Here is a 26,137-nt window from a genome sequence, read left to right as displayed (position 1 = left end):
GCGATAAGAACAAAGCATAGACGTTCAGTGTCTGTTCCTTGGGAGAAGCGCGATGCTGACGCGCAAGCAGCACGAACTTATCTGCTTCATTTCCGATCGCTTGGGCGAAACCGGTGTTTCGCCGTCCTTTGAGGAAATGAAAGAAGCGCTCGACCTTAAGTCGAAATCGGGTGTGCATCGCTTGATCAGCGCTCTTGAGGAACGCGGCTTCATCCGGCGCCTGCCCAATCGTGCCCGTGCGCTGGAAGTGTTGCGCATGCCCGAGCGCGGCGAGCCAGTCGTGAAAAAGGCCAAGACACCCACTCGGACAGCGTCCGTCACGCTGCCCGTTCCCGCAAACGACGTGGTCGAGGTACCGCTGCACGGCCGCATCGCTGCAGGCGTGCCGATTGAGGCGCTTGAGGGTGCGACGATGCTGCCGGTGCCGGCAGCCCTGCTCGGCTCCGGCGACCATTACGCGCTGGAAGTCGCGGGCGACTCGATGATCGAGGCCGGTATATTGAACGGCGACTATGCACTGATCCGGCGACAGGAAGTCGCGCGCGACGGTGAAATCGTCGTGGCGCTGATCGACGACCATGAGGCGACGCTGAAATATCTCCGCCATGAAGGCGCGATGGTTCGGCTGGATCCAGCGAACGGCAGCCATCAGCCCCAGCATTACCGCCCCGATCAGGTACGTATTCAGGGCAAGCTCGCCGGGCTGCTGCGCCGCTATTGATCGAAGCCGAGCGACCGGGCGTCAGCGTGCGGCCGGTTGTTCGGCCTTTTGTCGCGCCAATTCCGTTTGAAAAGCCTGTTCTGCCTCAAGTCGGCGGCGCGGCCACTCGCTCGGATCGACAAACGCCGCCGCATCTCCGTCAAGTTGACGAGCACGCTTCGCCGCGAGATCAAAGCCACCGGCGTGGAAGTTCAGGAAGATGGCGGGCCTGATCGACTTCATTCGCGCCATGCTGCGCTGGAAGTCATCCGCCGCGGCCGGATAGCGGGCATTGTTCACTAGTCTTTGTCCAGCAACGGTCATGCTACAGGCCAGCAACACCTTTAGCGGCCGCCCTTGCGAAATCCTGGGGTCTCGCGTTTCCAGGGTAAAGCTGGTGCATCCCGGCGTATGGCCGGGCGTCAGATGCGCCTTGATCCTCGTGGTCCCGATTGCAACGACGTCGCCGTCGCGCAAGATCCGGTCGACCTTGACCGGCGCGAGTGGCGGCAAGTCATCGCGATCGGTCGCGCGCCCGCTTTCCAGCGTCGCCCTGTCCGCTGCACTCGCCCATAACGTCGCGCCGCTTAGGCGTTTGAACGCGGCTAGTCCATCCGCATGATCCCAATGCGCGTGATTGACCAGCAGCCGCCGAATGTCGCGCACCTTGAAGCCGAGCGCTTCGATATTCGCCGCAATCCGGGGGGCGCTTTCGGCCAAAGGGACGTCGATCAGCACATGCCCGGCGGGGTCGGTGATCAGATATGCGGCCAGTTCGCTGGTGCCGACATAATAGAGATTGCCCGCGATGCGAAACGGCTGTTGCGGCCGATTCCACTCGGCCCGCTGACCGGCGTGATCCTGCGCGACCGCGCTCAGCGGGGTAACGGACAGGAGCAGGGCGGACGCGAGGGCAATTTTCATAGCCCATTACTGGCCGCATGGGGACTCCGCCGCAAGCTGGCCGGCGCAATCCGGTCGGGCTGCTTCCACGGCTGGTCGCCCGCTGTCCGCGCCCTCGACAAGCGCCACCGGTCCAGGTCGATCGCCACCCCGCCAAGTTGGCTGAGCAAGGTGCGGTCCAGCTTCAGCCAGCGCGGTGTGCAACCGCGCGGCAGGCGGCGGTCGCTGACGACGATATCGCTCGCCCGGCACAGGTTCAGCATGTCCCCGATCGGCAGATAGTCGGCGCTGCGCGTAGCGGTGACGATCCACTGGTGCTCGCCGCGAACTAACTTGGCCATGCACAGGTCGCGACTGCATCGTGCATCCGGCCAGTCGTCCATGGCGTCCAGCGCCGTGTCGATTCCGGCAGCTTCGCCCAGCACGCCACGCACATAGTCGCCCGCGCGCTCGCGAAGGAGCCGCACCGATCCGTCGGCGGCACGGAGCGCGACGTGGCGGCCATCCCCGGTTACGATCACTTCCGGTGCCGGTGCCAGCAGCGCCGCCACCGCGCCGAGAAGGAAGGGAGCCGCCCCCAACCAGCGCCCCCTGGTCCGCCACAATGCCATCCACAAGCCGCCGCCGATCATCAGGCCAACGGCGTATTGCGGCATCGTCGGCAATGCCGCGACCGCACCCGGCGCCGCCGCGACCCCGCGCGCCATTGCCAGCAGCATCGACAGGGCGACATCCACCAGCCACCAGAGCGGCGCCCCTGCGCCCACCATGTCCAGCGCCAGCGCCAGCGCCTCCGCCGGCATCACGACAAAGGTCGTCAGCGGGATGGCGATCAGGTTGGCGGCGGCGCCGTACAGTCCGGCCTTGTGAAAATGGAACAGTCCGATCGGCATCAAAGCCAGCTCGACGATCAGCCCCGTCAGCAGCAGCGAGACAAGGCCGCGCAGCATCCGCGCACCACGCCCCTCCTCACGCGGGGCGAACCACCCGCGAACCCGTGGATGTTCGTGCAAGGCGACAATTGCGGTTACGGCGGCGAAGCTCAGCTGGAAACTGGCGGTCGCGATCGCTTCGGGCCAGAGCAGCAGCACCAGCACCGCCCCTGCCGCGACCAGACGCAGCGTAATCGCTTCCCGTCCCATTGCCAGCGCCGCCAGCACGATCAGTGCCGCGATCAGCGAGCGGACCGTCGGCACCTCCGCCCCGGTGAGCCAGGTGTAGAAACCCGCCACCAGTGCCGCGACCAGGGCAGCCACCACCGGCAAGCGTACCCGCAGCGCCAGCGCCGGCCACAGCGCCAGCAGCCGCAGCACCAGCAGCATCGTCGCACCAACGACTGCCGTGACGTGAAGCCCGCTGACTGACAGCAGGTGAGCAAGGCCGGATCGGCGCAATGCCTCATCATCCTCGACCGCGATAGCACCGCGATCCCCTGTCACCAGCGCCGATGCCACCCCGCCCGCGCTGCCGCCGACGCGCGACTGGATATGCCCGGTCAGCCGCTCTCGCAGTGTCTGTGCTTGCGATCCCGGCGTCGACAGCATCGTTACTGGCCCCAGCGCGCTGCCCGTGGCGCCCAGACCGGAAAACCATGCGACGCGCGCAAAGTCATAGGCGCCCGGCACCGCCGGTGGTGCGGGCGGCATCAGCCGCGCTTTCATCCGAACCCGCGCGCCCGCGACCAGCGCATCCGGTACGTCATCGGCGGCGATATTGACGCGCACGCGGGGCGGCAGGTCATCGCGGCCCGGCTGCAACGTCACGCGCGTGATCCCGCGCGCCGGTAGCTGAGCGACCGTCTCGACCACCGCATCCAGCGTCACGACCGCCGGTCGCGCCAGCACAGGCGCGCGAACAGTTTCAGCCCTGGCCCAGATCAGCGCGCAGCCTATGGCCGCCGCCACGGCGCCGATGGCGACGCAGCGCGATGCCCGCCCACCCCGACCCAGGGCGATGGCGACCGCTGCAATTGCCGACATTGCCAGCAGGAACGCGATCCAGTGGCTCCGCCATGGCAGCGAAAGCCACGCCGCCATGCCGCACCCCATTGCCACAGGCAGCCAAAGGGGCAGTTGGTCGCGCTCTGCCTCCAGCAGCGATTCGATGGCTGCGCGCGGGTTGAACCATCGGCCCGGCGCTCCGATTTGAAGCGCGCCGGGGTGCGTGCTAGGGGCGCGGCTAGGCCAGTAAGGCATCACCTGTTCAGCTTTGGGAGCAAGCGCGCTTGAGCGCAACCGATCTTACCGGCACCGACCGGAACCCCGCCATCGTTACCCGTTTCGCGCCTTCGCCGACGGGTTTCCTCCATATCGGCGGTGCGCGCACCGCGTTGTTCAACTGGCTGTTCGCTCGCCACCATGGCGGCCGCTTTCTCCTGAGGATCGAGGATACCGACCGCGCGCGCTCGACGCAGCCTGCGATCGACGCGATTCTGGATGGCATGCGCTGGCTGGGCCTCGACTGGGACGACGACGCCGTCTTTCAGTTCGCACGGGCTGAGCGTCATGCCGCCGTTGCAAAGCAGCTTCTGGATGCAGGCCATGCCTATAAGTGCTTTGCCACACCCGAAGAGCTGACCGCCCTTCGCGAAGAGCAGCGCGCGGCAGGCAAGCCGATGCGCTATGACGGTCGCTGGCGGGACCGTGATCCCGCGGATGCACCCGCGGACATGCCTTACGTCGTCCGTCTGAAGGCGCCGACCGAAGGCAGTGTGACGATCGATGATCAGGTCCAGGGACCGGTCACCGTTGCCAATGCCGAGCTTGACGACTTCGTGCTGCTGCGCTCGGATGGAACGCCGACCTATATGCTGGCCGTTGTCGTGGACGACCATGACATGGGCGTTACCCATGTCATTCGCGGTGACGATCATCTGAACAACGCCTTCCGCCAGCTGGCACTGATCCACGCGATGGATGCGGTGGAAGGCGGCTGGCCCGACCCGGTTTACGCGCACATCCCGCTGATCCACGGCAGCGACGGGGCCAAGTTGTCCAAGCGCCACGGCGCGCTGGGGGTTGAGGCCTATCGCGACGATCTGGGCATCCTGCCCGAAGCGCTGGTCAACTATCTGCTTCGTCTGGGCTGGGGGCACGGCGATGACGAGATCATCAGCCGCGATCAGGCGGTGGAGTGGTTTGCGCTCGACGGTGTGGGCAAATCGCCCTCGCGATTCGATCAGAAGAAGCTCGAAAATCTGAACGGCCTGTATATTCGCGGCGCGGACGACAGCCGCCTGGCCGAACTTGTGGCCGACCGCCTGACCGACATCGACCGCGCCGTCGCGCTGCCGCGGCTGGTGGCGGCGATGCCCGTGCTGAAGCCGCGTGCGGCGAATCTCAATGAACTCGCCGATGGCGCGCGCTTCCTGTTCGCGGTGCGGCCGCTTTTGGTTGCAGAAGATACCAGAACTCTGCTTGAAGGCGCCAATGTCGAGGTGCTTGCTGCATTGCACAGCGCCCTTGACGCGGTGCCGCTCTGGGATACGGAGGTTCTCGAAGCGGCGGTACGCGGCGTGGCCGAAGCGCGGGGCATCAAGCTTGGCGCAGCGGCACAGCCATTGCGCGCGGCGCTCACCGGGCGGCGGACCTCGCCGGGCATTTTCGACGTGCTGACCCTGTTGGGCCGCGACGAAAGCCTGGGACGGATCGCCGACCAAATGGCCGCACCGGCCAACCAATAAGCCCGTCGGCCGTCCGGTTCGACGACAGAAAAATGGGAAGGACACGCGAATGAGCGACACCAGCCAGACCTTGACCATCAAGGACAAGGACTATCTCGTCCGTAAGGGCAGTGTCGGGCCAGACGTGGTCGACATCCGCAAATTTTACGGCCAGTCGGGGATGTTCACCTATGACCCCGGTTTCACGTCGACCGCCAGCTGCGAATCGGGCCTGACCTATATCGACGGTGATGAGGGCGTTCTGCTCCATCGCGGTTATCCGATCGGCCAGCTTGCCGAACAGTCCAGCTTCATGGAAGTCGCCTACCTCCTGCTGAACCACGAGCTGCCGTCGAAAGACGAACTCGACAAGTTCAGCTGGACGATCAGCCGCCACACCATGCTGCACGAGCAGCTGGCGCAATTTTATCGCGGCTTCCGTCGTGACGCCCACCCGATGGCGATCATGTGCGGCGTGGTCGGCGCGCTTTCAGCCTTTTACCACGACTCGACCGATATCGCCGATCCGCACCAGCGGATGGTCGCCAGCCACCGCCTGATCGCCAAGATGCCGACGATTGCGGCGATGGCGTACAAATATTCGGTCGGGCAGCCGTTCCTCTATCCGGACAATTCGCTTTCCTACACCGGCAACTTCCTGCGCATGACGTTCGGCGTTCCAGCCGAGCCGTATGAGGTGAACCCGGCGGTCGAGCGCGCGATGGACCGCATCTTCATCCTGCACGCCGACCATGAGCAGAACGCGTCGACTTCGACCGTGCGGCTGGCCGGTTCCTCGGGCGCCAATCCGTTTGCGTGCATCGCGGCGGGCATCGCCTGTCTGTGGGGTCCGGCGCATGGCGGCGCGAACGAAGCCGCGCTGAACATGCTGCGTGAGATCGGCACCCCGGACAAGATCCCCGAATATATCGCACGCGCAAAGGACAAGAATGACCCGTTCCGCCTGATGGGCTTTGGTCACCGCGTCTACAAGAACTACGACCCGCGCGCGACTGTGATGCAGTCGACCGTGCGTGAAGTGTTCGAGGCGCTGAATGTTCAGGACCCGTTGTTCGAAACGGCTCTTCGCCTCGAAGAAATCGCCCTGAAGGACGATTACTTCGTCGAGAAGAAGCTGTTTCCGAACGTCGATTTCTATTCGGGCGTGATCCTGTCGGCCATCGGTTTCCCGACCACAATGTTCACCGTGCTGTTCGCACTGGCCCGCACCGTGGGCTGGGTCGCGCAGTGGAACGAAATGATTTCAGACCCAGAGCAGAAGATCGGCCGCCCGCGTCAGCTCTACACCGGTCCGACGCAGCGCGACTATGTGCCCCTCGATCAGCGCTGACGCATGATGCGGCGGGTTCGATCCATTCTTTCGGCGCTTGGACTCGCCACCGCGTTGCTGGGCATCTTCTGGATGTTGCAGGGGCTGGGCATCATCGCTTGGCCCGCCAGCAGCTTCATGGTCGGGGATACGGTCTGGGTGACCGTCGGATCGGCGGTTTCGGTCGTTGGCCTTTTTCTTATCCTGATGGCGCGGCGACTGCGCTGAACGGCTATTGCTTGGGCAGGGTCAGCGTGAAACGCGCCCCCTGCCCGGCGTCGCTTTCGACCGTAATGCCGCCGCCCATCGCACGCGCCAGCCGCTGGGCGATGTACAGACCCAGGCCATTTCCTCCTGGCTCGGTTGGGTCGACCCGACCGAATTTTTCGAAAATCCGTGCATGATGTTCATGCGCGATACCGCGTCCGTCATCAGCGACGATGACCGATGCGCTGTCGGCGTGCCGCACGGCAACGACCGTCACGGTGCCACCCGGCGGGGAATACCGGACCGCGTTACCGATCAGGTTGACCAGGATCTGCAACACGCGCCGCGCTTCGCCGGTTGCGAACAGGGTCACATCGTCTGCCGGCCGGTCAATCCGCACCTCTGAAGCGACCGCGCGCACACCCAGCAAGGCTGCGGCGCGACGCGCTATGTCAGCTAGATCGATCTGGTCGGCAGCGACGCGGAAATCGGTCCGTTCAACAGCTGAAAGGTCGACCAGGTCATCCACTAGCCCCATCAGGTGCCGGGCAGCACTGGCAATGTCCTGCGCGTAATCGAAATATTCGCGGCGAAGCGGGCCGTCAGCCAGGGCGCTGATCGAATCGGCGCTGGCTACGATCCGCTGAAGCGGCGCTCTCAACGCCCGGTCCAGCCTGGTAGTAAATCGTGCGCCGAAGCCCGACGGGGGCGGTTCCGCTCCTTCCGGTTGTTCGACGACTCTTCCGGCGCCGCTGATACCGGCAAAGTCTCCGGCGGCGTCCTTGCGCGTATCCCCCGATAACAGGACCGGGCGCGCGGACGGCAGCAGATGAGCCGGTTGATCGACAAAGCAGTCGTAATTCGCTGTCGCGGCCAGGATACCGACTAGGCCATCTCCGCCATTGAAATCGAACGCGCGTGAAATCGGTTGGCCGATCAGCGCGGCGTCGCCCGACATGGCGGTCAACACCATGCTGGCATCCGTTTCCCAGATGAAATCGGCATCGGCGGCGTCAAACGATAGCTCATCCCGACACCCGGCCGCCAGCGGCACCACCTGGCATCGGCGCCAGCCGCTGACCTTTAGTTCGACTCCTGCCGCTATTGGCCGCGCGCTAGCGCGCACCATCAGATCCTCTGGCCCATCAGCGACCCGAACACTGCGCGCGACCGGTATTCCCAATCGCATCGACAGCGTCGCTACGGCCGCCAGGGCAGGCAGAGCCAGCGGCAGCCCCTCACCGCCACCAGCCTCACTGTTCAGCGTCGACAAGCGTCCATCTATCGCGACCACATGTCCCTCGGCGTTCAGCCGAGCATGAGCGATCGGTTCGGGTGCGGTCACGCCAGTGCACCCATCGCAGCATGAAAAGCGTCGGGCAAACGGAGCGGGGAGAGTGCGGCATCAGCCGCTTCGCGGGGGATTGCCAGAATTCGGTGCAGCCCCTCGGCAAAGCTGGTCACGTTACGCCGGCGATCAGCGTCGCAGATCGCATAACCCAGCCGGGCCACCGTCTCGGGCGGCAGGTCGAGCGCGCGGAGCGAAAGCCACAGCCGTAAATTGCCGGGATCGACGATCATGCTCCCCGTCGCGCTCATGGAAATGCCCAGTCCATGCGCTAAAAATGCGGTCAACAAGACGATCCGCCGCTCGGCCAGGCAATGCTCGACCACCGCCGCAAGCGCGTCGCCATACAGGTCCAGCGTCTCGGCAACGCTTAGCGCGGCGCGTTCCAGCTGCTCGCGATCGTCATGGGTTGCCAGCACCTGGCCAGTCGCGTCCGCCAGCGCCTGCTCAAGGGCGATCCGATCGTCCCCATTTGAGTCCGCCGTGCGCGCAAACGATGCCGCAATCCACCAGCCAAATTGTGAGAGGCTTTCAGCGGATAGGTCGAGCGGGCCGGATGCTTCACCCGGTGATACCCGGCGGCGGCTCTCCGCACGGCGCACTGTCGCCAGCCGCTTGTCCAGCGTTCGCAGGCCGGCGGGCCACGGCGCCGCCTTTGCCGCAAACACCCCCGACGGCAGATTTTCACCGATCAGGTCCAATGTCACACGATCGATCAGGTCGCCCGCCACCGCCGCATCGCACGTCAGGCACGATTCGACCATCGGCAGGATTCGACTCGTATCCACGAAAGACAGCGCCTGAAGCGCGCCATTCTTATCGCGCTCGCTCAACAGGTGGCGGGTCCTGTCACCAATGGCAGCCGACAAATTTTCGACGACGGCGCGGATCAGCGTTCGAAGCGCGAGGCGCCGCTGGTCGTCCAACCGTGCCGCGTCGGGCATCATCAGGTCGCGGACGCTGGCCTCGCGCAATTGCCGTGCAAGCACCTCCGCCCGGCCGGCACGCACCAGCAGGTCATGGGCACTAACGGGATCGCCATCGCGCAGGTCGGTCAGGTCGAGCGACATCGACCAAATCCCTAGCGCGCCGGTTGTTAATGAGCGCCTAAGCCCGGTCGCGCAGTTTCTCGACCGCCCCGGCCAGCGTCACCATGGCGTAAAGGCCGGTCAGCGCCAGCCCGACTCCCGTCAGACCCAACAGCGCGAACGGGGCAAGGATCAGCGGATAGGCTGACGGACTACCCCACCAGCGCGCCGGCCGCGCACCGCTGCGCTCGACCATGGTCGCCGCGGCTACCGTTACCAGCGCTAGCGCAAGCCCTGTGGCGGTCCACGTGTCTACAGATGCCTGAATCCCCGACGCCAGGATCAGAAGGGCCGACAACACCGCAATGGCCCGTTCCTGCGCCCGCGCCCGCCGGTCGTCCCCGCGCAACCAGCTGAGGAGCGATCCGGTCGACAAGGCGGCGATCCCGAAAATCCCGGTCACCAACCCCGCCCCCGTCTTGCCCCAGCCGATCAGCCCCAGAGCCAGCAACGCGAGCAACGCGGCGGCTGCCGGTGCGGCCCAATGCGGCGCGCCCTTGGCCGCCAGACGCGGAAGGGCAAGACGGGAGACCGGTGTGAAGACGAAGCGATCGGGCCAATCGGTGCGCCCGTTGGCCAGCGCGGCCAGCACCGCGTTGCTGCGGCTGGCCAGTGCGTCGACATGGCGCTCCACACCATGGCCTGCCCGGCGCGCGGAGGCGGGCAGTTGCACCAGCCCCGCTCCGCCCTGGACGCACACGCGCAGCAGGGTCGATTGGAAATCATATTCGCGCGGCATCGCCGCCAGTTCCTTCAACCGCGCTGGCGACAGCACCGCCAGCCCGGCCCAGACATGTTCGGCATCGACACGCTCGACAGCGGCGGGGGTCGTCGCATCGTTCGTCACCATCAGCGCATCCGGCTGCGCCCCGGCGATAGCGCGCATTGCCTGATCAGTCGTAACAAGCGCGTCGGCGATCACGACGATGCCGGCTAGCGGATGCGCCTTTGCCGCGGCTTCCTCAGCCGAGCGAACGATGTCGACGGCCACGCCGCGCCGCGCGATGCGGTTGACCGCCGCCAGCAGGGCCGGCGTCACGCGGGCGACCGCGATCAGGATATGCCCTGCGCCGCACCCGATCAGCAGTCGCGCCTGATATTCGACCAGCGTCATGCCGCCAAAGGGCAGCGTCGCGGCCAGCGCCTCGGCCCGATCCTCTGCCGCTTCGGTTGCAAAGATCAGCCCGGCGAGCATCAGCGCCCCGCCTTGTGGACGACGCCACCGGTCATTGCCGCCGGGGCGCCGGTGGTGCCGGGAAAGCTGATCGGCAGCCCGCGCCCGACGCGCACCGCCATATAGGCAAAGCCCTCCGCCTCGATCGAATCGCCGTTCCAGCCCAGTGCGTCCGCCGATTCGACGGTCATGTTCGTGCGCTCACCGATCATCCGCATCAGCGTGGGATTGCGCCGCCCACCACCCGCGACGATCAGCCGCCGGGGCCGCCGTGGCAGAATCCGCAGCCCCTCCTCCACCGTTTGCGCGGTAAAGGCGGTCAGCGTCGCGGCGCCATCCTCGGTCGACAGGCCTCGTGCGGGCTGGATGGTGAAGTCGTTGCGGTCCAGCGACTTGGGCGCGGGCAGTTCGAAAAAGGGGTGATCCAGCATGGCCGTCAGCACCGCGTCATCGACGCGTCCCGCCGCCGCCAGCGCACCGTCGGGATCGAAGCGCAGTCCGCGTTCCTGCTCCACCCACGAATCGATCAGGCCATTTGCCGGCCCGGTGTCGAAGGCGATCAGCATGTCGCCGTCGATAAAGGTGACGTTCGCCACGCCGCCCAGGTTCAGCACCGCCAGCGGCCCGTCCATGCCCGCTGTCAGCGCTGCGTGATAGATGGGCAGCAGCGGCGCCCCCTGCCCCCCGGCGGCGACATCGGCGCTGCGGAAATCGGAAACCACGTCGATGCCGCATGCGAGCGCAAGCGCGGCACCGTCACCCAACTGCCATGTCCAGCCGCGATCGGGGCGATGGGCAATGGTCTGCCCGTGAAAGCCGATGACCGACACATCTTCGGGCGTGACGCCTGCCACGGCTAGCACTTGCGCCACCGCCTCCGCATGAGCGGCGCCCAGCCGCGCCTCAGCCTCGGCAATCACCGGATCCTGTGCGGGGGCGGCCATTGCCAGCGCACGCTCGGTCGCGGCCATCAGCAATGCCCGGTCCGCGTCCGACCATTCGGTCGCGTGAAAGGCGATAGGGCGGACATGCCCCACGCCGTCGGTTTCGATCAGTGCGGCGTCGATCGCGTCGAGCGAGGTGCCCGACATCAATCCCACCGCCATCACGCGCGCGCCCTTGTCCATCCCCTCCCTCTACCCAAGCGAGCGGTGAAGTCGAGATGGCCCCTCGCACCGGCGCCAAATCATGCTATCGGCGCGCGCATCATGACCGAATATCAGTCCGAACTGCTCCGCACGCTGACCGCGCGCGGTTATGTCCACCAGATGACCGATGCCGCCGCGCTGGACGCGCTCGCCGCCAAGCAGGTGGTGCCCGGCTATATCGGCTTCGATCCCACCGCGCCGTCGCTACATGTCGGCAGCCTGGTGCAGATCATGCTGCTCCGGCGGATGCAGCAGACGGGGCACAAGCCCGTCGTGCTGATGGGCGGCGGAACCGGCAAGATCGGCGATCCCAGCTTCAAGGACGAAGCGCGCAAGCTGATGACCGACGACGTCATCCGCACGAACGTCGCGTCGATCCAGACGGTGTTCGAACGCTTCCTGACGTTTGGGGACGGCCCGACCGATGCGGTGATGGTCGACAATGCCGAATGGCTGGACCGGCTGGAATATATCCCCTTCCTGCGCGACATCGGCCAGCATTTCTCGGTCAACCGGATGCTCAGCTTTGATTCGGTCAAGCTTCGTCTGGATCGTGAGCAGTCGCTCAGCTTCCTCGAATTCAACTACATGATCCTTCAGGCCTATGACTTCCGCGAATTGTCGCGTCGCATGGGCGTCCGGCTCCAGATGGGCGGATCGGACCAGTGGGGGAATATCGTCAACGGCATCGAGCTCGCCCGCCGCGTGGACGGGACGGAGGTTTACGGCGTGACGACGCCGCTGATCACCACAGCCGATGGCGGCAAGATGGGCAAGACGATGTCGGGCGCGGTGTGGCTGAATGAAGCCGCGCTGCCCGCTTATGATTACTGGCAATTCTGGCGCAACACGCACGACGCCGATGTCGGCCGCTTCCTGCGCCTGTTCACCGACCTGCCGCTGGATGAGATTGCGCGGCTGGAATCGCTGGGCGGCGCCGAAATCAACGAAGCCAAGAAGATCCTCGCCAACGAAGCGACCGCCATGTGTCGCGGGCGCGAGGCTGCCGAACTGGCCGCCGAAACCGCCCGCCGCACCTTTGAAGAGGGCACCGCGGGTGAGGCGCTGCCGACGCACCGTGTCGATGGGAACTCGATCGGCGTCGTCGATGCGCTGGTCGCGCTGGGGCTCGTCGCTTCAAAGGGCGAGGCACGGCGCCTGATCAAGGGCGGCGGCGCGCGGGCCGACGGCGTTCGGATCGAGGACGAAGGCGCGCAGCTTGCCGTCGGGCCGGACGGGGTGCGGCTGTCTGCGGGCAAGAAGCATCACGGGATGTTGACCTCCGGCTGATCGCCCACCTCGGAAAAAGCTAATGCGCGCTTCACCCTTTGCCTTGTTACTTCCTTCACGGTGATGCCGCGAAGGTGGCAATCGGTAGAAAAGGGGATCGCGCTTTGGCCTATACGGGTAGCCAACGGGCCTTTGTCGAGCAGCGTTCGGAAGACCGCGACGAGGTGCAGTTCCGCGCCCGTGCGTCCGGCCCCGACAATCGCGCACTGTCGCTTCTGGTCGTCAACCTGTCACCCAACGGCATGATGGCCCGGTGCGAGGACGCGTTTGCGCCGGGCGACCGGCTGCGCGTGACTTTGCCCGTGGTCGGCGCGATGTCTGCCGAAGTGCGCTGGGCGCTGGGCGGGCGCATCGGCTGTCAGTTCGAAAGCGGCATCGACCGCGCGACTTACCGCGAATTGCTGGCCACGGTTATGCAGCGTTAACGCCTCAGGGGCGACGCACCAGCACCACACCGCCCAGCACCAGCAGCACGCCGATGACCTTGCCGATCCCGATCGGCGCACGCGGCAGGCCGAGCAGGCCGAAATGGTCGATAACCAGTGCGGCGATCAACTGGCTGGCGATAACGATCGTCAGCATCGAGGCCAGTCCCAGTCGCGGTACCGCAAAGGCGACCGCCGCCACGAAATAGGCGCCATATGCTCCACCCAGCAGCATCCACGCCCGCGCACCCTTGAGCTGAGACAGCGGTGTACGATCCGCCAGCAGCCACGCTGCCAGCAGGATGACCGTGCCGACCGAAAAGGACACCAGCGCCGCCAGCGTCACCGATCCGACGGTACGGCCAAGCGCGGCGTTGGTTGGGGTCTGCACCGCGACGCCCACGCCAGCGAGCAGGGCAGCCACAATGGGGATGAGCGCGTTCATGCGCACAGCCGCTAACGGCTGACGGCGCGGCGTCAACCCGAACGCAGCAAAGCGACACCGGCATCGCGCTCGAACAGATACAGCGCCGTCCGTGCCGCCGCCCCGCGCGGGCCGTTCAGCCCACCGTCGCGGTCGATCAGCAACCGGGCATCGGCATTGGCCATGGGCAGCAATTCGCCCAGCATTTCCGGGGTCGCCAGCCGGAACACCGCCTCCCCCGATTGACGGGTGCCCAGCAACTCGCCCGCACCGCGCAGGCGCAGATCCTCCTCCGCGATGCGAAAGCCGTCATTGGTCTCCCGCATCAAGGCCAGTCGCGCGCGCGATGTTTCGCTGAGCGTTCCGCCGCGCAGCAACAGACAGATCGAACGCCCACCGCCCCGCCCCACGCGCCCGCGCAACTGGTGCAACTGGGCCAGTCCGAAACGGTCGGCATGTTCGATGACGATAAGGGTCGCATTTGGCACGTCCACCCCGACCTCGATCACGGTCGTGGCAACCAGCACCCCGGCACGCCCGGCGGAGAAGCGCGCCATTTCGGCGTCTTTCTCCGGCGCCTTCATCCGCCCATGCACCAGCGCAATCGCGTCCGCGCCAAAGCGGGTCCGCAGCGTCTCGGCCCGCGCCTCTGCCGCCGCCATGTCGGACTTTTCGCTTTCCTCGACCAGCGGACACACCCAATAGGCCTGCCCCCCGCCCTCGATATGGCGGCCCAGCGCCTCGACAACTTCGGACAGGCGGTCGTCGGACACGACACGCGTTTCGATGGGTTCGCGGCCGGGCGGCATCTCGTCCAGCCGGCTGACGTCCATTTCCCCATATTGCGCGAGTGTCAGCGTGCGCGGAATGGGCGTTGCCGTCATTACCAGCAGGTGCGGCGGGCGCTCCGCCTTGGCCTGCAACAACATGCGCTGCGCCACGCCGAAACGGTGCTGCTCGTCCACCACCACCAGCCCCAGGTCGCGGTAATTCACGCTTTCCTGAAAGATCGCGTGAGTGCCGACCAGAATGTCGATCTCCCCCGACGCCAACCCCATCAGCGTCGATTCGCGCACGCGTCCCTTGTCGCGCCCGGTCAGGATGGCAACGCGGGCAATCCCCGACAACATTCGCGAAAGGTTGTCGTAATGCTGGCGCGCGAGAATTTCGGTCGGTGCCAGCAGCGCGCCCTGCGCCCCGCCCTCTACCGCCACCAGCAGCGCCATCAGCGCCACCAGCGTCTTGCCCGATCCGACATCCCCCTGCAGCAGCCGCAGCATCGGGCGGGGCTGGGCCAGGTCGCCCTCAATTTCCGCGATGGCACGCGATTGGGCACCCGTCGGCGAATAGGGCAGGTTCAGCCGCGCACGCAGCGCACCGTCGCCAGCCAGGGCGCGTCCCCGCTTTGCCCGTGCCTCTCCGCGGACCAGCAACAGCGCCAGTTGATTCGCGAAAACCTCGTCATAGGCCAGCCGCGCCCGCGCCTTTGCGTCGGCCGGGTCGGCATGGACGCGCCGCAGCGCTTCGCGCCAGCCGGACCATTGATGCCGCTCAAGCACGCTCGGCTCGATCCATTCGGCGAGATCGGGCGCGCGTTCGATCGCCTGTGCCGAAAAATTGGACAGACGGCGGGAATTGATCCCCTCTGACTGGGGATAGATTGCTTCGCGCCCGTCGACCGTTTCCGCCTGTTCGGGCGGCACGACGATGTCGGGATGGACGATCTGCAACGCTTCCCCATAGGTTTCCAGCTTGCCCGACACGAAGCGCGGTTCACCCACCGGCAACAGCTTTCGCACCCAGCCCGATCCGCCGCCGAAATAGGTCAGCGCCACCACATTGCCCGCCCGGTCCGCCGCCAGCGCGCGAGTCGGCCCGCGCCCCGACGATGTACGATATTCGACGGCGGTCAGTTCGATCGCGATCACGCGTCCCGCATCGGCCGCGTCCAGTTCGTCGCGCGGCACCCGGTCCACCCATCCAGTGGGCAGGTGGAACAGCATGTCGATAACGCGCGCGATCTTCAGCCGCTCCAGCGGGCGAGCAAGTGCAGGCCCCACGCCCTTCAGCGCGGTAATCTCTGCAAACAACGGATTGAGCAGTTCGGGTCGCATGCCTATCTCACCCCATACACCAGCCGACGGCCGCCGCCAGCGCCGCCGGCCGATCGGCATTGGAGAATTGGGTTGGATCGCGAACATCGGTTGAAGCGTCTGCGCTTTCGCGCCTGGCATCGCGGCACCAAGGAGGCCGATCTGCTGATCGGCGGCTTCTTCGACCGGCACCACGCCGAATGGAGCGACGGCGACATCGCGCTGTTCGAACAACTGCTTGAGGAGCAGGACGTGGACATCATGGGCTGGGCCACGGGCAGCCAGCCGGTGCCCCCCGAATATCAGGGCACGATGATGAAGGCGCTGGAGGCGCTGAACTACGTACCGATCGCTCGATAAGCCGCCGATGCCCGATCTTTCGAAGATTCTCGCTGCCAAGGCGCCGCTGACCCTTTCCGGTGTCCCCGCCGGTTTTCTCCCGACGCTGCTGGCCGATCTTACGCGCGCGGCGTCTGGCGGCGCGGCGTTCATCGCGTCCGATGACAGCGAGATGCGGGCGATTGCGGGCACCGCCCCTTATTTCGCGCCCGAGATCGAGGTGTTGCAGTTCCCGGCATGGGACTGCCTGCCTTATGACCGCGCCAGCCCTTCGCTGCGCGTCATGTCCGAACGGCTGGCGACGCTGCATGCGCTTCAGCAAAAGCCGGCGCGCCCGCGCCTGTTCCTGACCACCGTCAATGCCGCGACCCAGCGGGTCCTGACCCGTTTCCGCATCCGGCAGCTGGTCGCGCGGCTGGCGCCGGGTGAGCGCATCTCGCTGGACAAGCTGGCGGCGATGCTTGCGGCCAATGGCTATGTCCGCACCGATACCGTGCATGACGCGGGCGAATTTGCGATTCGCGGCGGGCTGGTGGACCTGTTCCCATCGGGCGCGGAACAGGCGCTGCGGATGGATTTCTTCGGCGACGAGATCGAAAGCGTCCGCACGTTCGACCCGGCGGATCAGCGCACCACCGGCCGGATTGACGGCTTCACCCTGCTCCCCGCGTCAGAAGCGCTGCTGGACGAGGATACGATCAAGCGGTTCCGCACGCGCTATCGCGAACGGTTCGGCGCGACCGCGACCGGCGACCCGCTATATCAGGCGATCAGCGACGGGCGACGGCTGGCGGGTATGGAGCATTGGCTGCCCCTGTTCGAGGAGCGGCTGGAAACACTGTTCGACCATCTGCCCGACGACATGGTGGTGGTGCGCGATTCGAATGCCCCGCAAGCGGCGGAAGTGCGGTTCGAGGGCGTAGCCGATTATCAAGCGAACCGTGTCCGTGCCCAGTCCAGCGATCCGGGCAGCTATCGCCCGCTGGGTCAGGATCAGCTTTACATGCTGGCCGACGAATGGGCCAAGCGCGTGGCAGAGACGCCGGCGCACCTCGCCACCGCCTTCCACGAGCCCGAATCGGACAGCGTTCTTGATTTCGGCGTCGATGGCCCGCGCGATTTTGCCCCCGAACGCGCGGCGCAATCCAACGTCTATGAAGCCGTCGTCGCACATGTCGAAAAGCTGAGAAAGGACGGCCGCCGCCCGATCCTGGCCAGCTATTCCGGCGGCGCGCGCGAACGGTTGATGGGCCTGTTGACCGATCACGGGCTGAAGGGCGCGATGGCCGCCGATGATTGGCAGGCGGCACAGGCCGCCGCCGATACGGGCAAGAGCTTTGGCGTCGCGCTGATCGTCCTGCCGCTGGACCACGGCTTTACAGCGCCCGGCGTCGCGGTGCTGACCGAACAGGACATGCTGGGCGACCGGCTGGTCCGGCGGAAGAAGCGCAAGAAATCGACCGACGCCTTCCTCGCTGAACTGGCGACGCTCTCACCGGGCGATCTGGTGGTCCATGTCGACCACGGTATCGGCCGGTACGAAGGGCTGACGCAGGTGCCGGTGCAAAAGGCGCCGCATGATTGCGTGGCGCTGTCCTATGCCGGCGGCGACAAGCTGTATGTGCCGGTTGAGAATCTTGAGGTTCTCAGCCGCTATGGCTCGGGCGAAGAAGGCGCGAGCCTTGACCGGCTGGGTGGGGAAGGATGGCAGCGGCGCAAGGCCGCGATGAAGGAGCGCATCCGCGAAATCGCGGGCGAACTGATCGCTACCGCCGCCAAGCGCGCGCTGCGCCCCGGACAGGTCGCAGAACCGGATACAGGCGGCTATCCCGCATTTCTGGACCGCTTTCCATATGAGGAAACCGAGGATCAGGACCGCGCGATTCAGGACGTGCTGGGCGATCTTGGTTCCGGTCGCCCGATGGACCGGCTGGTCGTCGGCGATGTCGGTTTCGGCAAGACCGAAGTGGCGCTGCGCGCTGCATTCGTCGCGGCGATGGCGGGTATGCAGGTAGCGGTTATCTGCCCCACCACGCTGCTCGCGCGTCAGCACCACATGAATTTTTCGTCGCGGTTCGAAGGGTTCCCGATCAATGTCGGCCGCATTTCCCGCCTGGTCACGGCGGGCGAACAGAAGAAGGTGAAGGAGGGACTGGCCGAGGGAACGATCGACGTGGTCGTCGGCACCCACGCGCTGTTGACCAAGGGGCTGGACTTCAAGCGGCTGGGCCTGGTCATCGTTGATGAGGAACAGCGTTTCGGCGTCACACACAAGGAACGGCTGAAGGCCATGAAGGCCAATGTCCATGTGCTGACGCTGACGGCCACGCCCATTCCGCGCACGCTGCAAATGGCGATGTCGGGCCTGCGCGAATTGTCGGTCATCCAGACCCCGCCCGTCGATCGGCTGGCGGTTCGCACCTATGTCATGCCGTGGGACCCGGTTGTCCTGCGCGAGGCATTGCTGCGCGAACATTATCGCGGCGGCCAGAGCTATTTCGTCACGCCGCGCATCGCCGACCTGCCGGAGATCGAGGAGTTCCTTCGCAACGAAGTACCCGAAGTCCGCTATGTCGTCGCCCACGGCCAGATGGCGCCGAGCGAGGTCGAGGAACGCATGTCGGCCTTTTACGACCGCAAGTTCGAGGTGCTGGTATCAACCACCATCGTCGAAAGCGGCCTGGACATTCCATCGGCCAACACAATGATCGTCAACCGAGCGGACAAGTTCGGCCTGGCCCAGCTCTATCAGCTTCGCGGGCGTGTGGGCCGGGCCAAGACGCGGGCCTATGCCTATCTGACCACCCCGCCCGAACGCATGATGACCGAAGCGGCGGACAAGCGCCTGAAGGTCCTGTCCGATCTGGATTCGCTGGGCGCGGGCTTTCAGCTTGCCAGCCACGATCTCGACATTCGCGGCGCGGGCAATCTGCTGGGCGACGAACAGTCGGGGCATATCAAGGAGGTCGGATACGAACTCTATCAGTCGATGCTGGAGGAAGCGATCCTCGAGGCGAAATCGGGCCGGTCCAAGGATGACGGCGAATTGCGGCCCTCCGATTTCTCGCCCCAGATCACGGTCGATGCGCCGATCATGCTGCCGGAAGATTTCATTCCCGACCTCGACCTTCGCATGGGCCTGTACCGGCGCCTGAACGATGTCGAGGACCGTCAGGGGATCGACGCCTTTGCCGCCGAGTTGATCGACCGTTTCGGCAAACTGCCGGAGCCGACCGAAAATCTGCTCGTGCTGATGGAGGCCAAGCTGAACGCCAAGCGCGCCTGCATCGCCAAGCTGGACGTCGGGCCAAAGGGAGCGCTGGTATCCTTTGCCAACGATCATTTCCCGAACGTCGACGGGCTGATGGCCTATGTCACCCGGCTGGAGGGGACGGCAAAGCTGCGGCCCGACATGAAATTGTCGGTCGCGCGTGCCTTTTCCACACCCAAGGCGCGGTTGAACGCCGCGTTGCAGATCAGTCGCGGGCTGGCGAAGGCGGCGGGATAACGGCGCGGGCGGGCATTCCTGTCCGCCCAGCCGAATTCACGTGGTCACCATCGCCTCAAGCGCGGCGGTGGCCAGCGGCGGGGCGCACAAAAAGCCCTGGAAATACTGGCAACCCTCCATCGCCAGCAAATCCAGCTGCTCCGCCGTCTCCACGCCTTCTGCAACAACCGACAACCCCAGCGAGCGAGCCATGTCGATCACGCCGCGCACGACGATGCGATCTCGCGCGGACCCGGCAATATCCTGACTCAGCGCCTTGTCGATCTTAAGATAATCGAGCGGCAACGCCTTGAGATAGGCCAAGCTGGAATATCCCGTCCCGAAATCGTCGATAGCCACGCGACAGCCGGCGCGGCGCAGTTCTGCCAGCAACCGGGCCGCCTCCCCCAATTCGGCCATCAACCCGCCTTCGGTAATTTCGACCGTCAGGCGGTCGCGCGGGAAACCGCTCCGGTCGATGCGGTCGAGCAGCATTTCCGCGAAACCGATACGCGCCACGTCGGCGGCGGTGACGTTGATCGACAGCCGCAATGCCCCAAGCGTCGGTGCCCAGCGGGCGGCACGCGACAACGCCAGCAGCTGCACATGATCCGACAGCGCCAACGCCAGCCCCGCACGGTCCGCCGCGGCGAACAGCATCTCCGCCCCCAACTCGCCCAGGGTGGGGTGCCGCCAGCGCGCCAGCGCCTCTGCCCCCACGATCTCGCCGCTCGCGATGGTTACCTGCGGCTGCCACAAGATATCGATCTGGCCGCTGTCGATGGCGGCACGCACTTGGATCGCCAGCGCCTCGATCGAGGTGTTTTCGCCGGGCACATCCTCGCTCAGGCGCTTGAGCAGTCCGGTGGCATCGTCGCCGCGCTGGCTGACGACCCGGCGCAACCGCCCGCCCAGCAGCACCAATTCAGTCTCGACCACGAAAGGCCGGGTCAATGCCCCTTCGATCAGCGGAATGGCGGGCTCCAGCGAATGGCGCGCGATGACTGCAAACTCCGCCCCGTCCAGCCGCGCCAGCACCGGGCGCGGTCCGCCGGCCTCCGCCAGCACCTCGCCAATCCGCCGCGCCACCGACTGGATCAGCGCGTCGCCGGCCGCTCGACCATAGGTCATGTTGACCAGATCCAGCCGCTCCAGCGTAATGCCGACCAGCTCGACCGGCGCATGTTCGGCCAGCGCATGGTCGATCCACCGCCGCGCGCCCGCGCTGTCGTGGATGCGCGGCATGGCTTCGCGCAGCAACAGCGCGACATCGGGCGGCGCCCCCAACGGCTCGATCAGCGCCAACACCCGGCCCGTGCGGCCGTCGCTTTGCAGATGCTGCACCGTGCGGCCGAGCGACGGCAGGGTCTGAACTACGGCGCTCGCATCGGTCAGGCGACGCAGTTCCGCGAGCAGCGCGGGCCGCTCATCGGCTGGCAAAGCGCGCAATGCGGCCACCCGGTCGATTGAGACAGGCAGCTTCATCAGCCGCGCCAGCAACGGTGACAGCTGAACGCGCCGGCGCTCTGGATCCCACCGCCAGCCAAGCAACCCGCGCCCCGCCTCTCCGCCGCCGCGCGGCTCCGCCCCGCGCGCGGCAAAGCGCAACGCATGGAGCAACTCCGCGTCGCCAAAGGGGCTGGACAGGAAATGAGTAGCGCCAGCCTCGTAAAAGGCGCTCAGCCGGTCGATATCGGTGCGCGACACACATATCAGCATCGCGGAAGGCGGCTCGGCCGTTCGGCCCAGCGTCTGCGCCGCCAGCAAGCCTTCCTCGAACGCCCCACGCGCGTCGATCAGCGCGACGGCGGCCCCCGATGCGCGAAAGCGACGCTCGACCGCTTCGCCGCGCCGCGCGGCCACCGCCTGCCACCCGCCGCGAGCGACAATCGCAGCCATTTCATCGCGCTGACGGAAAGACAGGACGAACAGCGGCGGTTGACCACGCGGTGCTGTCTCGGCGTCGCTCGTCAACCCTGCCCTCCCTCTGGAGGCGCCGGTGTAGCGCGCCACATGTCTTCCGCCAATCCGGGCTTGTCGCAAAGGGACCGGCGACCTAGTTTGCGCGTTCCATGACGATGCACGCACCCCTTATCGACCGTCATGGCCGCGCCATCCGCTATCTCCGTGTGTCGGTCACCGACCGCTGCGACCTTCGCTGCCGCTATTGTATGGCGGAAAAGATGACATTTCTGCCACGCTCGGCGCTGCTGAGCCTGGAGGAGTTGGCGCTGATTACCGAGCGCTTCATCGCGCGCGGCGTGACCAAGGTGCGGCTGACGGGCGGCGAGCCGCTGGTGCGGCGGGACGTCATGGACCTCGTCCGCCGACTGGGCCGGTCGGTGGGCAACGGCCTGGACGAACTCACCATGACGACAAATGCGACGCGGCTTGCCGATCATGCCGATACGCTGGTCGCAGCCGGGGTGCGCCGCATCAATGTCAGCCTGGACAGCCGCGACCCGGCGACCTTCCACCACATCACTCGGCACGGCGATGTCGAGCAGGTGCTGGACGGGATTGCCGCCGGCCGCGCGGCGGGGCTGCGAATCAAGATCAACGCGGTCGCGCTGAAGGGGCTGAACGATGCAGAACTGCCCGACCTGCTCGACTGGTGCGTGACGCAGGGGCACGACCTGACGCTCATCGAAACCATGCCCGTGGGCCATATCGACGAGGATCGGGCCGACCGTTTCCTGCCGCTGACGCAAGTGCTGGCCGATTTGGGCAAACGGTTCGAGTTGAAGCGCGACGATCATTCCAGCGGCGGCCCCGCGCGATACTGGCGCGTCGGGGACAGCGGTACGCGCCTGGGCCTGATTTCGCCGCTGACCGGCAATTTCTGCGCGGGGTGCAACCGGGTGCGTCTGACGACCGAAGGGATGCTCTACACCTGCCTCGGTCATGACGATTCGGTCGATCTGAAGGCGGCGATCCGCTCTGGCGGGCTGGCGGCGGTTGATGCCGCCATCGACGCGGCCATGGCGTCAAAGCCCCTGTCCCATGATTTTGCGATCACGCCGGGATCGGCACCGGCCCATGCGCGGCATATGAGTGTCACTGGCGGATGACTCGTTTTCGTCGAAGCGCGCTGATTGCATCGCCCACCAGTCCCGCACAGGCAGCCGTCGCTGACCTGCGGTCGCGTTATGAATGGGCAGATTTGCCTGATGCCGACAGTCTGGTCGTGCTCGGCGGCGACGGCTTCATGTTGCAGACGCTGCACGCTATGCTGGAGAGGCGACGGATCCTGCCTGCATTCGGCATGAACCTGGGCACGGTCGGCTTTCTGATGAACGAATGGCGGCTACCCGGGCTGGACGACCGAATCGAGCGCGCGCGTCCGTTTCGCGTTTCACCCCTGCTGATGACTGCCACCACGATCGACGGCGAGCGTCATGTCCTGCCCGCCATCAACGAAGTATCGTTGCTGCGCGAAACGCGGCAAACGGCCAAGCTGCTGGTCGAGGTGAATGACCGGGTCGTGATGCCCGAACTGGTCTGCGACGGCATCCTGGTCGCGACGCCCGCCGGGTCGACCGCCTATAATCTGTCCGCCAATGGTCCAATCCTGCCTTTGGAGTCCAAGCTGATTGCCTTGACGCCGATCAGCCCCTTTCGCCCGCGCCGCTGGCGCGGCGCCATCCTGCCGGAAAAGGCGCGGATCTCACTGACCGTATTGGAAGCGGACAAGCGTCCCGTCAGCGCGGTCGCAGACCAGCGCGAAGTGCGCGATGTGTCGCGGGTTGAAATCGCAATCGACCATATCCGCGACCTGACGATCATGTTCGATCCCGAACATGCGCTGGACGACCGAATCACGATGGAACAGTTCATCGCCTGATCCGCGAGCAGCAAGACAGCGTCGTGAACCAGGTCCCGGCAGATGGCTTCAATCAATATGTCGGGAAGCGGAGGCGGCCATCAAAGGCCGGGCGGATGCGTGATCGTCGATCCGATCCTTCGTCATCCGTTTGAAGAAGGTGGCTCCCTGAGTAGGATTCGAACCTACGGCCGCTCGATTAACAGTCGAGAGCTCTACCGCTGAGCTATCAGGGATCACCTGCTTTCCGAGAGCCATCCGGCTCATCGGAGGCGCGCCTATAGCAACGCCTTTTCACTTCTTGCAAGCGGGTTGAGCAGATTTTTTTCCGCCCAACCCGCCTGTCCGTCGGATCAGCCGACAAACGCCCGTTCGATGACGAAATCGGCCGGGCGCGCGTTCGAGCCCTCTTCGAAACCCGTCTCTTCGAACCGCTTGGCAAATTCGTTGATCATCGCTGTCGAGCCGCACAGCATGATGCGGTCTTCGGCAGGGTCGAAGCCATTGGGGCCCTTGATCGGATCGGCGAACAGCTTGCCGTCCTCGATCAGGTTCTGGATGCGACCCTGATTGGTAAAGGGTTCGCGTGTGCAGGTCGGCACATAATGAAGCTGTGCCGCCGCCTGTTCGCCGACCAGCGGATCGTCCGCCAGGCGCGCGGTCAGCTCTTCTTGAAACGCCAGGTCGCTGACGCGGCGGACCGAATGCACCACGACCACCTGCTCGAACCGTTCATAGGTGTCGGGATCGCGAATCAGGCTGAGGAAGGGCGCAAGGCCCGTGCCCGTCGACAGTAGGAACAGCCGCTTACCCGGACGCAGCGCGTCGGTCACCAGCGTGCCGGTAGGCTTGCGGCCAAGATACAGCTCGTCACCCTCGCCCACCAGTTGCAGGCGTGAAGTCAGCGGGCCGTCCTCGACCTTGATCGAAAGAAACTCGACTTCCTCGGCCCAGGCGGCGCTGGCGATCGAATAGGCGCGCATCAGCGGCTTACCCTCGACCTCCATACCCAGCATCACGAATTCGCCGGAACGGAAACGGAAGCTTTGCGGCCGTTCGACCGCCAGGCTGAACAGATGCTCGTTCCAGTGGCGGACCCACAGGACCTTGACCACGTCGAACGCGGCATGGGGGGGCTGGATGATCGGCAGACGGGCGGGCGCGTTCAAGATTGGCTCCGTTTCGGCAGGGCACCCTAGTGGGCGCGATACGGGTGAAGCCGGCGACATGGCGTCCGCGCTGATGTGGCGCAAGACAGTTTGTCTTTACCGGTACGGGCTATGCCTTGGCACAATTGCGAGCCGCTCGCAAACTTTGCTCATGTCCGAGAACGCGCGATGCTGCATTGCATCGCTTTTGAACGACTGCGTACAAAAATTCGTTCCGGGGGTTGCAATGATAAACTCCGGTTCGCACTTAACGCGCGTCAAGACGCCGCAGAGCGTCCACGAAAAAGGGATTCCAAACGCATGCGAACGCCGCTTCCCCTTGCTGGCCGGATGATTCACGTCGGTACTGCGCTGCCGGCGCTCGCGCTGCTTGCATTGTCTGCTTGTGGCGGTGCCGAGCCGCAACAGGCCCCGCCCCCGCCCCAGGTTCAGGTCGCAACGCCGATCGAACGCGACGTGGTAGATTGGGACGAATATGTCGGCCGGTTCGAAGCGATCCAGGACGCCGAGATACGCCCTCGCGCAACCGGCACGATCCAAAGCGTTCTGTTCGCCGATGGCCAGCGGGTGTCGCAGGGCCAGCCGCTGTTCATCATCGATCCGCGCCCCTATCGGGCGGCGCTGGCGAATGCACGGGCGCAGGTTCAACGCGCCGAGGCGACGCTGGCGAACGCGCGTTCGGTCTCCAGCCGTTCGGAAAGCCTGCTGAAGGCACAGGCTGTCAGCCGCGAGGAATTCGAGCAGAATCAGGCGAATGTCCGCACCGCAGCCGCAGACCTGGAGGCCGCCCGCGCTCAGGTGGAAACGGCCGAGCTCAACCTTGGTTTCACCACCGTACGCTCGCCCATTGCCGGGCGGGTTTCAAATCGCCGGGTCAGCAAGGGCAACTTCGTGCAGGAGGGGCAGACCGTCCTGACCCGCGTGGTGTCCACCAATCCGATCTGGTTCACCTTTGACGGGGCGGAGAGCTTTTACCTGAAGTATCGCCGTCAGGATCAGAACGGTGAGCGTTCGTCCTCGCGCGACGCGGGCAACCCCGTCGAGGTCCAGCTGGCCGACGAAAGCGGCTATAACTGGCGCGGCCGCATGGATTTCGTCGACAATGCGATCGACCCCAATTCGGGCACGATCCGCGCCCATTCCGTCATCCAGAATCCCGACGGCTTCCTGACCCCCGGCATGTTCGGACGCGCCCGCCTGCTCGGTTCCGGCAGCTATCGCGCGTTGCTGATCCCCGACACCGCGATCGTCACCGATCAGGCGCGAAAGATCGTCTATGTGGTTGGGCAGGATGGAAAGGTCGCGCCGCGCCCAGTCGTCACCGGCCCGCCCGCCGATGGGCTGCGCGTAATCAAGGATGGCCTGACGCCCAAGGACCGCGTCGTCGTTCAAGGGCTGACTTCGCTCCAGCCGGGAATGCAGGTCCAGGCCAAGCTGACGCAGATCAAGGCCCAGCCACAGGGCGTTGCCCCCGCCTCGCAACCGTTGACGACGCCGCCCGCCGCCGACGCCAGCCAGGCGAACTGAC

At 65.6% G+C, this 26,137-nt stretch carries 21 protein-coding genes and 1 tRNA gene; 11 read left to right on the top strand and 11 right to left on the bottom strand.

What is annotated here, in order from left to right; translation table 11 throughout:
- Positions 1-52 precede the first annotated feature (52 nt).
- Positions 53-721 carry a transcriptional repressor LexA gene (lexA, locus tag ACAX61_RS09970; RefSeq protein ID WP_370714601.1) on the top strand — a complete coding sequence of 223 codons (669 nt, stop codon included), beginning with the start codon at positions 53-55 and terminating at the stop codon, positions 719-721.
- A gap of 21 nt (positions 722-742) precedes the next feature.
- Here lexA and bla read toward each other — a convergent pair whose 3' ends face one another.
- Together bla and ACAX61_RS09960 are read right to left on the bottom strand one after the other, a co-directional pair.
- A complete protein-coding gene (gene bla, locus ACAX61_RS09965; RefSeq protein ID WP_370714600.1) occupies positions 743-1,624 on the bottom strand; it encodes a subclass B3 metallo-beta-lactamase in 882 nt (293 codons plus the stop codon).
- Complete coding sequence (locus tag ACAX61_RS09960) at positions 1,621-3,798, bottom strand: ComEC/Rec2 family competence protein (protein WP_370714599.1); 2,178 nt, start codon at positions 3,796-3,798, stop codon at positions 1,621-1,623. Before ACAX61_RS09960 ends, bla begins: the two co-directional genes overlap by 4 nt.
- Positions 3,799-3,827: 29 nt before the next feature.
- On the opposite strand from ACAX61_RS09960, the gene gltX reads away from it, so the two are divergent.
- The 3 genes from gltX to ACAX61_RS09945 are packed head-to-tail and all read left to right on the top strand — an operon-like array spanning position 3,828 to position 6,822.
- Positions 3,828-5,285: a glutamate--tRNA ligase gene (gene gltX / locus ACAX61_RS09955; RefSeq protein WP_370714598.1), complete on the top strand. Its 1,458-nt coding sequence runs from the start codon at positions 3,828-3,830 to the stop codon at positions 5,283-5,285.
- A 49-nt stretch (positions 5,286-5,334) separates the two neighbouring features.
- Positions 5,335-6,615 (top strand): citrate synthase, encoded by a 1,281-nt coding sequence (locus ACAX61_RS09950; protein WP_370714597.1) that lies wholly within the window; start codon positions 5,335-5,337, stop codon positions 6,613-6,615.
- Between the two features lie 3 nt (positions 6,616-6,618).
- Positions 6,619-6,822, top strand: coding sequence for a hypothetical protein (locus ACAX61_RS09945; protein ID WP_370714596.1), 204 nt, complete (start codon positions 6,619-6,621; stop codon positions 6,820-6,822).
- Positions 6,823-6,826: 4 nt separating this feature from the next.
- Here ACAX61_RS09945 and ACAX61_RS09940 read toward each other — a convergent pair whose 3' ends face one another.
- Genes ACAX61_RS09940 through ACAX61_RS09925 form a run of 4 tightly spaced genes read right to left on the bottom strand, consistent with a single transcriptional unit; the run spans position 6,827 to position 11,538 of the window.
- A complete protein-coding gene (locus ACAX61_RS09940; protein ID WP_370714595.1) occupies positions 6,827-8,146 on the bottom strand; it encodes a sensor histidine kinase in 1,320 nt (439 codons plus the stop codon).
- Positions 8,143-9,219, bottom strand: coding sequence for a hypothetical protein (locus ACAX61_RS09935; RefSeq protein ID WP_370714594.1), 1,077 nt, complete (start codon positions 9,217-9,219; stop codon positions 8,143-8,145). Before ACAX61_RS09935 ends, ACAX61_RS09940 begins: the two co-directional genes overlap by 4 nt.
- A gap of 37 nt (positions 9,220-9,256) precedes the next feature.
- Positions 9,257-10,432, bottom strand: a complete 1,176-nt coding sequence (locus ACAX61_RS09930; RefSeq protein WP_370714593.1) for a hypothetical protein — start codon at positions 10,430-10,432, stop codon at positions 9,257-9,259.
- Positions 10,432-11,538: an anhydro-N-acetylmuramic acid kinase gene (locus ACAX61_RS09925; protein ID WP_370714592.1), complete on the bottom strand. Its 1,107-nt coding sequence runs from the start codon at positions 11,536-11,538 to the stop codon at positions 10,432-10,434. The genes ACAX61_RS09930 and ACAX61_RS09925 overlap by 1 nt, the downstream gene beginning before the upstream one ends.
- An 81-nt stretch (positions 11,539-11,619) precedes the next feature.
- Between ACAX61_RS09925 and tyrS the strand changes: the two genes are divergently transcribed.
- Positions 11,620-12,849 (top strand): tyrosine--tRNA ligase, encoded by a 1,230-nt coding sequence (gene tyrS / locus ACAX61_RS09920; protein WP_370714591.1) that lies wholly within the window; start codon positions 11,620-11,622, stop codon positions 12,847-12,849.
- Positions 12,850-12,953: 104 nt separating this feature from the next.
- Complete coding sequence (locus tag ACAX61_RS09915) at positions 12,954-13,274, top strand: PilZ domain-containing protein (protein ID WP_370714590.1); 321 nt, start codon at positions 12,954-12,956, stop codon at positions 13,272-13,274.
- Between the two features lie 4 nt (positions 13,275-13,278).
- On the opposite strand, the gene ACAX61_RS09910 is transcribed toward ACAX61_RS09915, so the two are convergent.
- Together ACAX61_RS09910 and recG are read right to left on the bottom strand one after the other, a co-directional pair.
- On the bottom strand, positions 13,279-13,719 hold the full coding sequence (locus ACAX61_RS09910; RefSeq protein ID WP_370714589.1) for a DMT family transporter: 441 nt from the start codon (positions 13,717-13,719) through the stop codon (positions 13,279-13,281).
- 32 nt (positions 13,720-13,751) lie between these two features.
- Positions 13,752-15,872 carry an ATP-dependent DNA helicase RecG gene (gene recG / locus ACAX61_RS09905; RefSeq protein ID WP_528084548.1) on the bottom strand — a complete coding sequence of 707 codons (2,121 nt, stop codon included), beginning with the start codon at positions 15,870-15,872 and terminating at the stop codon, positions 13,752-13,754.
- Here recG and ACAX61_RS09900 point away from each other — a divergent pair.
- Together ACAX61_RS09900 and mfd are read left to right on the top strand one after the other, a co-directional pair.
- Positions 15,792-16,151 (top strand): FAD assembly factor SdhE, encoded by a 360-nt coding sequence (locus ACAX61_RS09900; RefSeq protein ID WP_528084556.1) that lies wholly within the window; start codon positions 15,792-15,794, stop codon positions 16,149-16,151. The two genes, recG and ACAX61_RS09900, sit on opposite strands and share 81 nt — an antisense overlap.
- A 7-nt stretch (positions 16,152-16,158) precedes the next feature.
- Positions 16,159-19,638 (top strand): transcription-repair coupling factor, encoded by a 3,480-nt coding sequence (mfd, locus tag ACAX61_RS09895; protein ID WP_370714586.1) that lies wholly within the window; start codon positions 16,159-16,161, stop codon positions 19,636-19,638.
- Positions 19,639-19,674: 36 nt separating this feature from the next.
- On the opposite strand, the gene ACAX61_RS09890 is transcribed toward mfd, so the two are convergent.
- Positions 19,675-21,591, bottom strand: coding sequence for an EAL domain-containing protein (locus tag ACAX61_RS09890; RefSeq protein WP_528084547.1), 1,917 nt, complete (start codon positions 21,589-21,591; stop codon positions 19,675-19,677).
- A 104-nt stretch (positions 21,592-21,695) separates the two neighbouring features.
- On the opposite strand from ACAX61_RS09890, the gene moaA reads away from it, so the two are divergent.
- Positions 21,696-22,688, top strand: coding sequence for a GTP 3',8-cyclase MoaA (moaA, locus tag ACAX61_RS09885; RefSeq protein WP_370714585.1), 993 nt, complete (start codon positions 21,696-21,698; stop codon positions 22,686-22,688).
- Positions 22,685-23,461, top strand: coding sequence for an NAD kinase (locus ACAX61_RS09880; protein ID WP_370714584.1), 777 nt, complete (start codon positions 22,685-22,687; stop codon positions 23,459-23,461). The genes moaA and ACAX61_RS09880 overlap by 4 nt, the downstream gene beginning before the upstream one ends.
- A gap of 140 nt (positions 23,462-23,601) precedes the next feature.
- Here ACAX61_RS09880 and ACAX61_RS09875 read toward each other — a convergent pair.
- Together ACAX61_RS09875 and ACAX61_RS09870 are read right to left on the bottom strand one after the other, a co-directional pair.
- A tRNA-Asn gene (locus ACAX61_RS09875) sits at positions 23,602-23,676 on the bottom strand.
- Between the two features lie 117 nt (positions 23,677-23,793).
- Entirely contained in the window at positions 23,794-24,609 is an 816-nt protein-coding gene (locus tag ACAX61_RS09870) for a ferredoxin--NADP reductase (RefSeq protein ID WP_370714583.1), read from the bottom strand.
- Positions 24,610-24,939: 330 nt separating this feature from the next.
- Here ACAX61_RS09870 and ACAX61_RS09865 point away from each other — a divergent pair, with 330 nt between their 5' ends.
- Positions 24,940-26,136, top strand: a complete 1,197-nt coding sequence (locus ACAX61_RS09865; protein ID WP_370714582.1) for an efflux RND transporter periplasmic adaptor subunit — start codon at positions 24,940-24,942, stop codon at positions 26,134-26,136.
- The last annotated feature ends 1 nt before the right edge of the window (position 26,137 follow it).

Source organism: Sphingomonas sp. IW22 (assembly GCF_041321155.1).
In the GTDB taxonomy this organism is placed as follows: domain Bacteria; phylum Pseudomonadota; class Alphaproteobacteria; order Sphingomonadales; family Sphingomonadaceae; genus Sphingomonas.
The sequence above is the reverse complement of the archived record's forward strand: the minus strand, read 5'-3'. Positions and strand labels throughout refer to the sequence as shown.

Excerpts from the sequence above, each read along its gene's own strand:
- lexA (WP_370714601.1), top strand. The coding sequence starts at position 53 with ATGCTGACGCGCAAGCAGCACGAACTTATCTGCTTCATTTCCGATCGC.
- bla (WP_370714600.1), bottom strand. The coding sequence starts at position 1,624 with ATGAAAATTGCCCTCGCGTCCGCCCTGCTCCTGTCCGTTACCCCGCTG.
- ACAX61_RS09960 (WP_370714599.1), bottom strand. The coding sequence starts at position 3,798 with ATGCCTTACTGGCCTAGCCGCGCCCCTAGCACGCACCCCGGCGCGCTT.
- ACAX61_RS09950 (WP_370714597.1), top strand. The coding sequence starts at position 5,335 with ATGAGCGACACCAGCCAGACCTTGACCATCAAGGACAAGGACTATCTC.
- ACAX61_RS09945 (WP_370714596.1), top strand. The coding sequence starts at position 6,619 with ATGATGCGGCGGGTTCGATCCATTCTTTCGGCGCTTGGACTCGCCACC.
- ACAX61_RS09935 (WP_370714594.1), bottom strand. The coding sequence starts at position 9,219 with ATGTCGCTCGACCTGACCGACCTGCGCGATGGCGATCCCGTTAGTGCC.
- ACAX61_RS09930 (WP_370714593.1), bottom strand. The coding sequence starts at position 10,432 with ATGCTCGCCGGGCTGATCTTTGCAACCGAAGCGGCAGAGGATCGGGCC.
- ACAX61_RS09925 (WP_370714592.1), bottom strand. The coding sequence starts at position 11,538 with ATGGACAAGGGCGCGCGCGTGATGGCGGTGGGATTGATGTCGGGCACC.
- tyrS (WP_370714591.1), top strand. The coding sequence starts at position 11,620 with ATGACCGAATATCAGTCCGAACTGCTCCGCACGCTGACCGCGCGCGGT.
- ACAX61_RS09910 (WP_370714589.1), bottom strand. The coding sequence starts at position 13,719 with ATGAACGCGCTCATCCCCATTGTGGCTGCCCTGCTCGCTGGCGTGGGC.
- recG (WP_528084548.1), bottom strand. The coding sequence starts at position 15,872 with ATGCCGATCGGCCGGCGGCGCTGGCGGCGGCCGTCGGCTGGTGTATGG.
- mfd (WP_370714586.1), top strand. The coding sequence starts at position 16,159 with ATGCCCGATCTTTCGAAGATTCTCGCTGCCAAGGCGCCGCTGACCCTT.
- moaA (WP_370714585.1), top strand. The coding sequence starts at position 21,696 with ATGCACGCACCCCTTATCGACCGTCATGGCCGCGCCATCCGCTATCTC.
- ACAX61_RS09880 (WP_370714584.1), top strand. The coding sequence starts at position 22,685 with ATGACTCGTTTTCGTCGAAGCGCGCTGATTGCATCGCCCACCAGTCCC.
- ACAX61_RS09865 (WP_370714582.1), top strand. The coding sequence starts at position 24,940 with ATGATTCACGTCGGTACTGCGCTGCCGGCGCTCGCGCTGCTTGCATTG.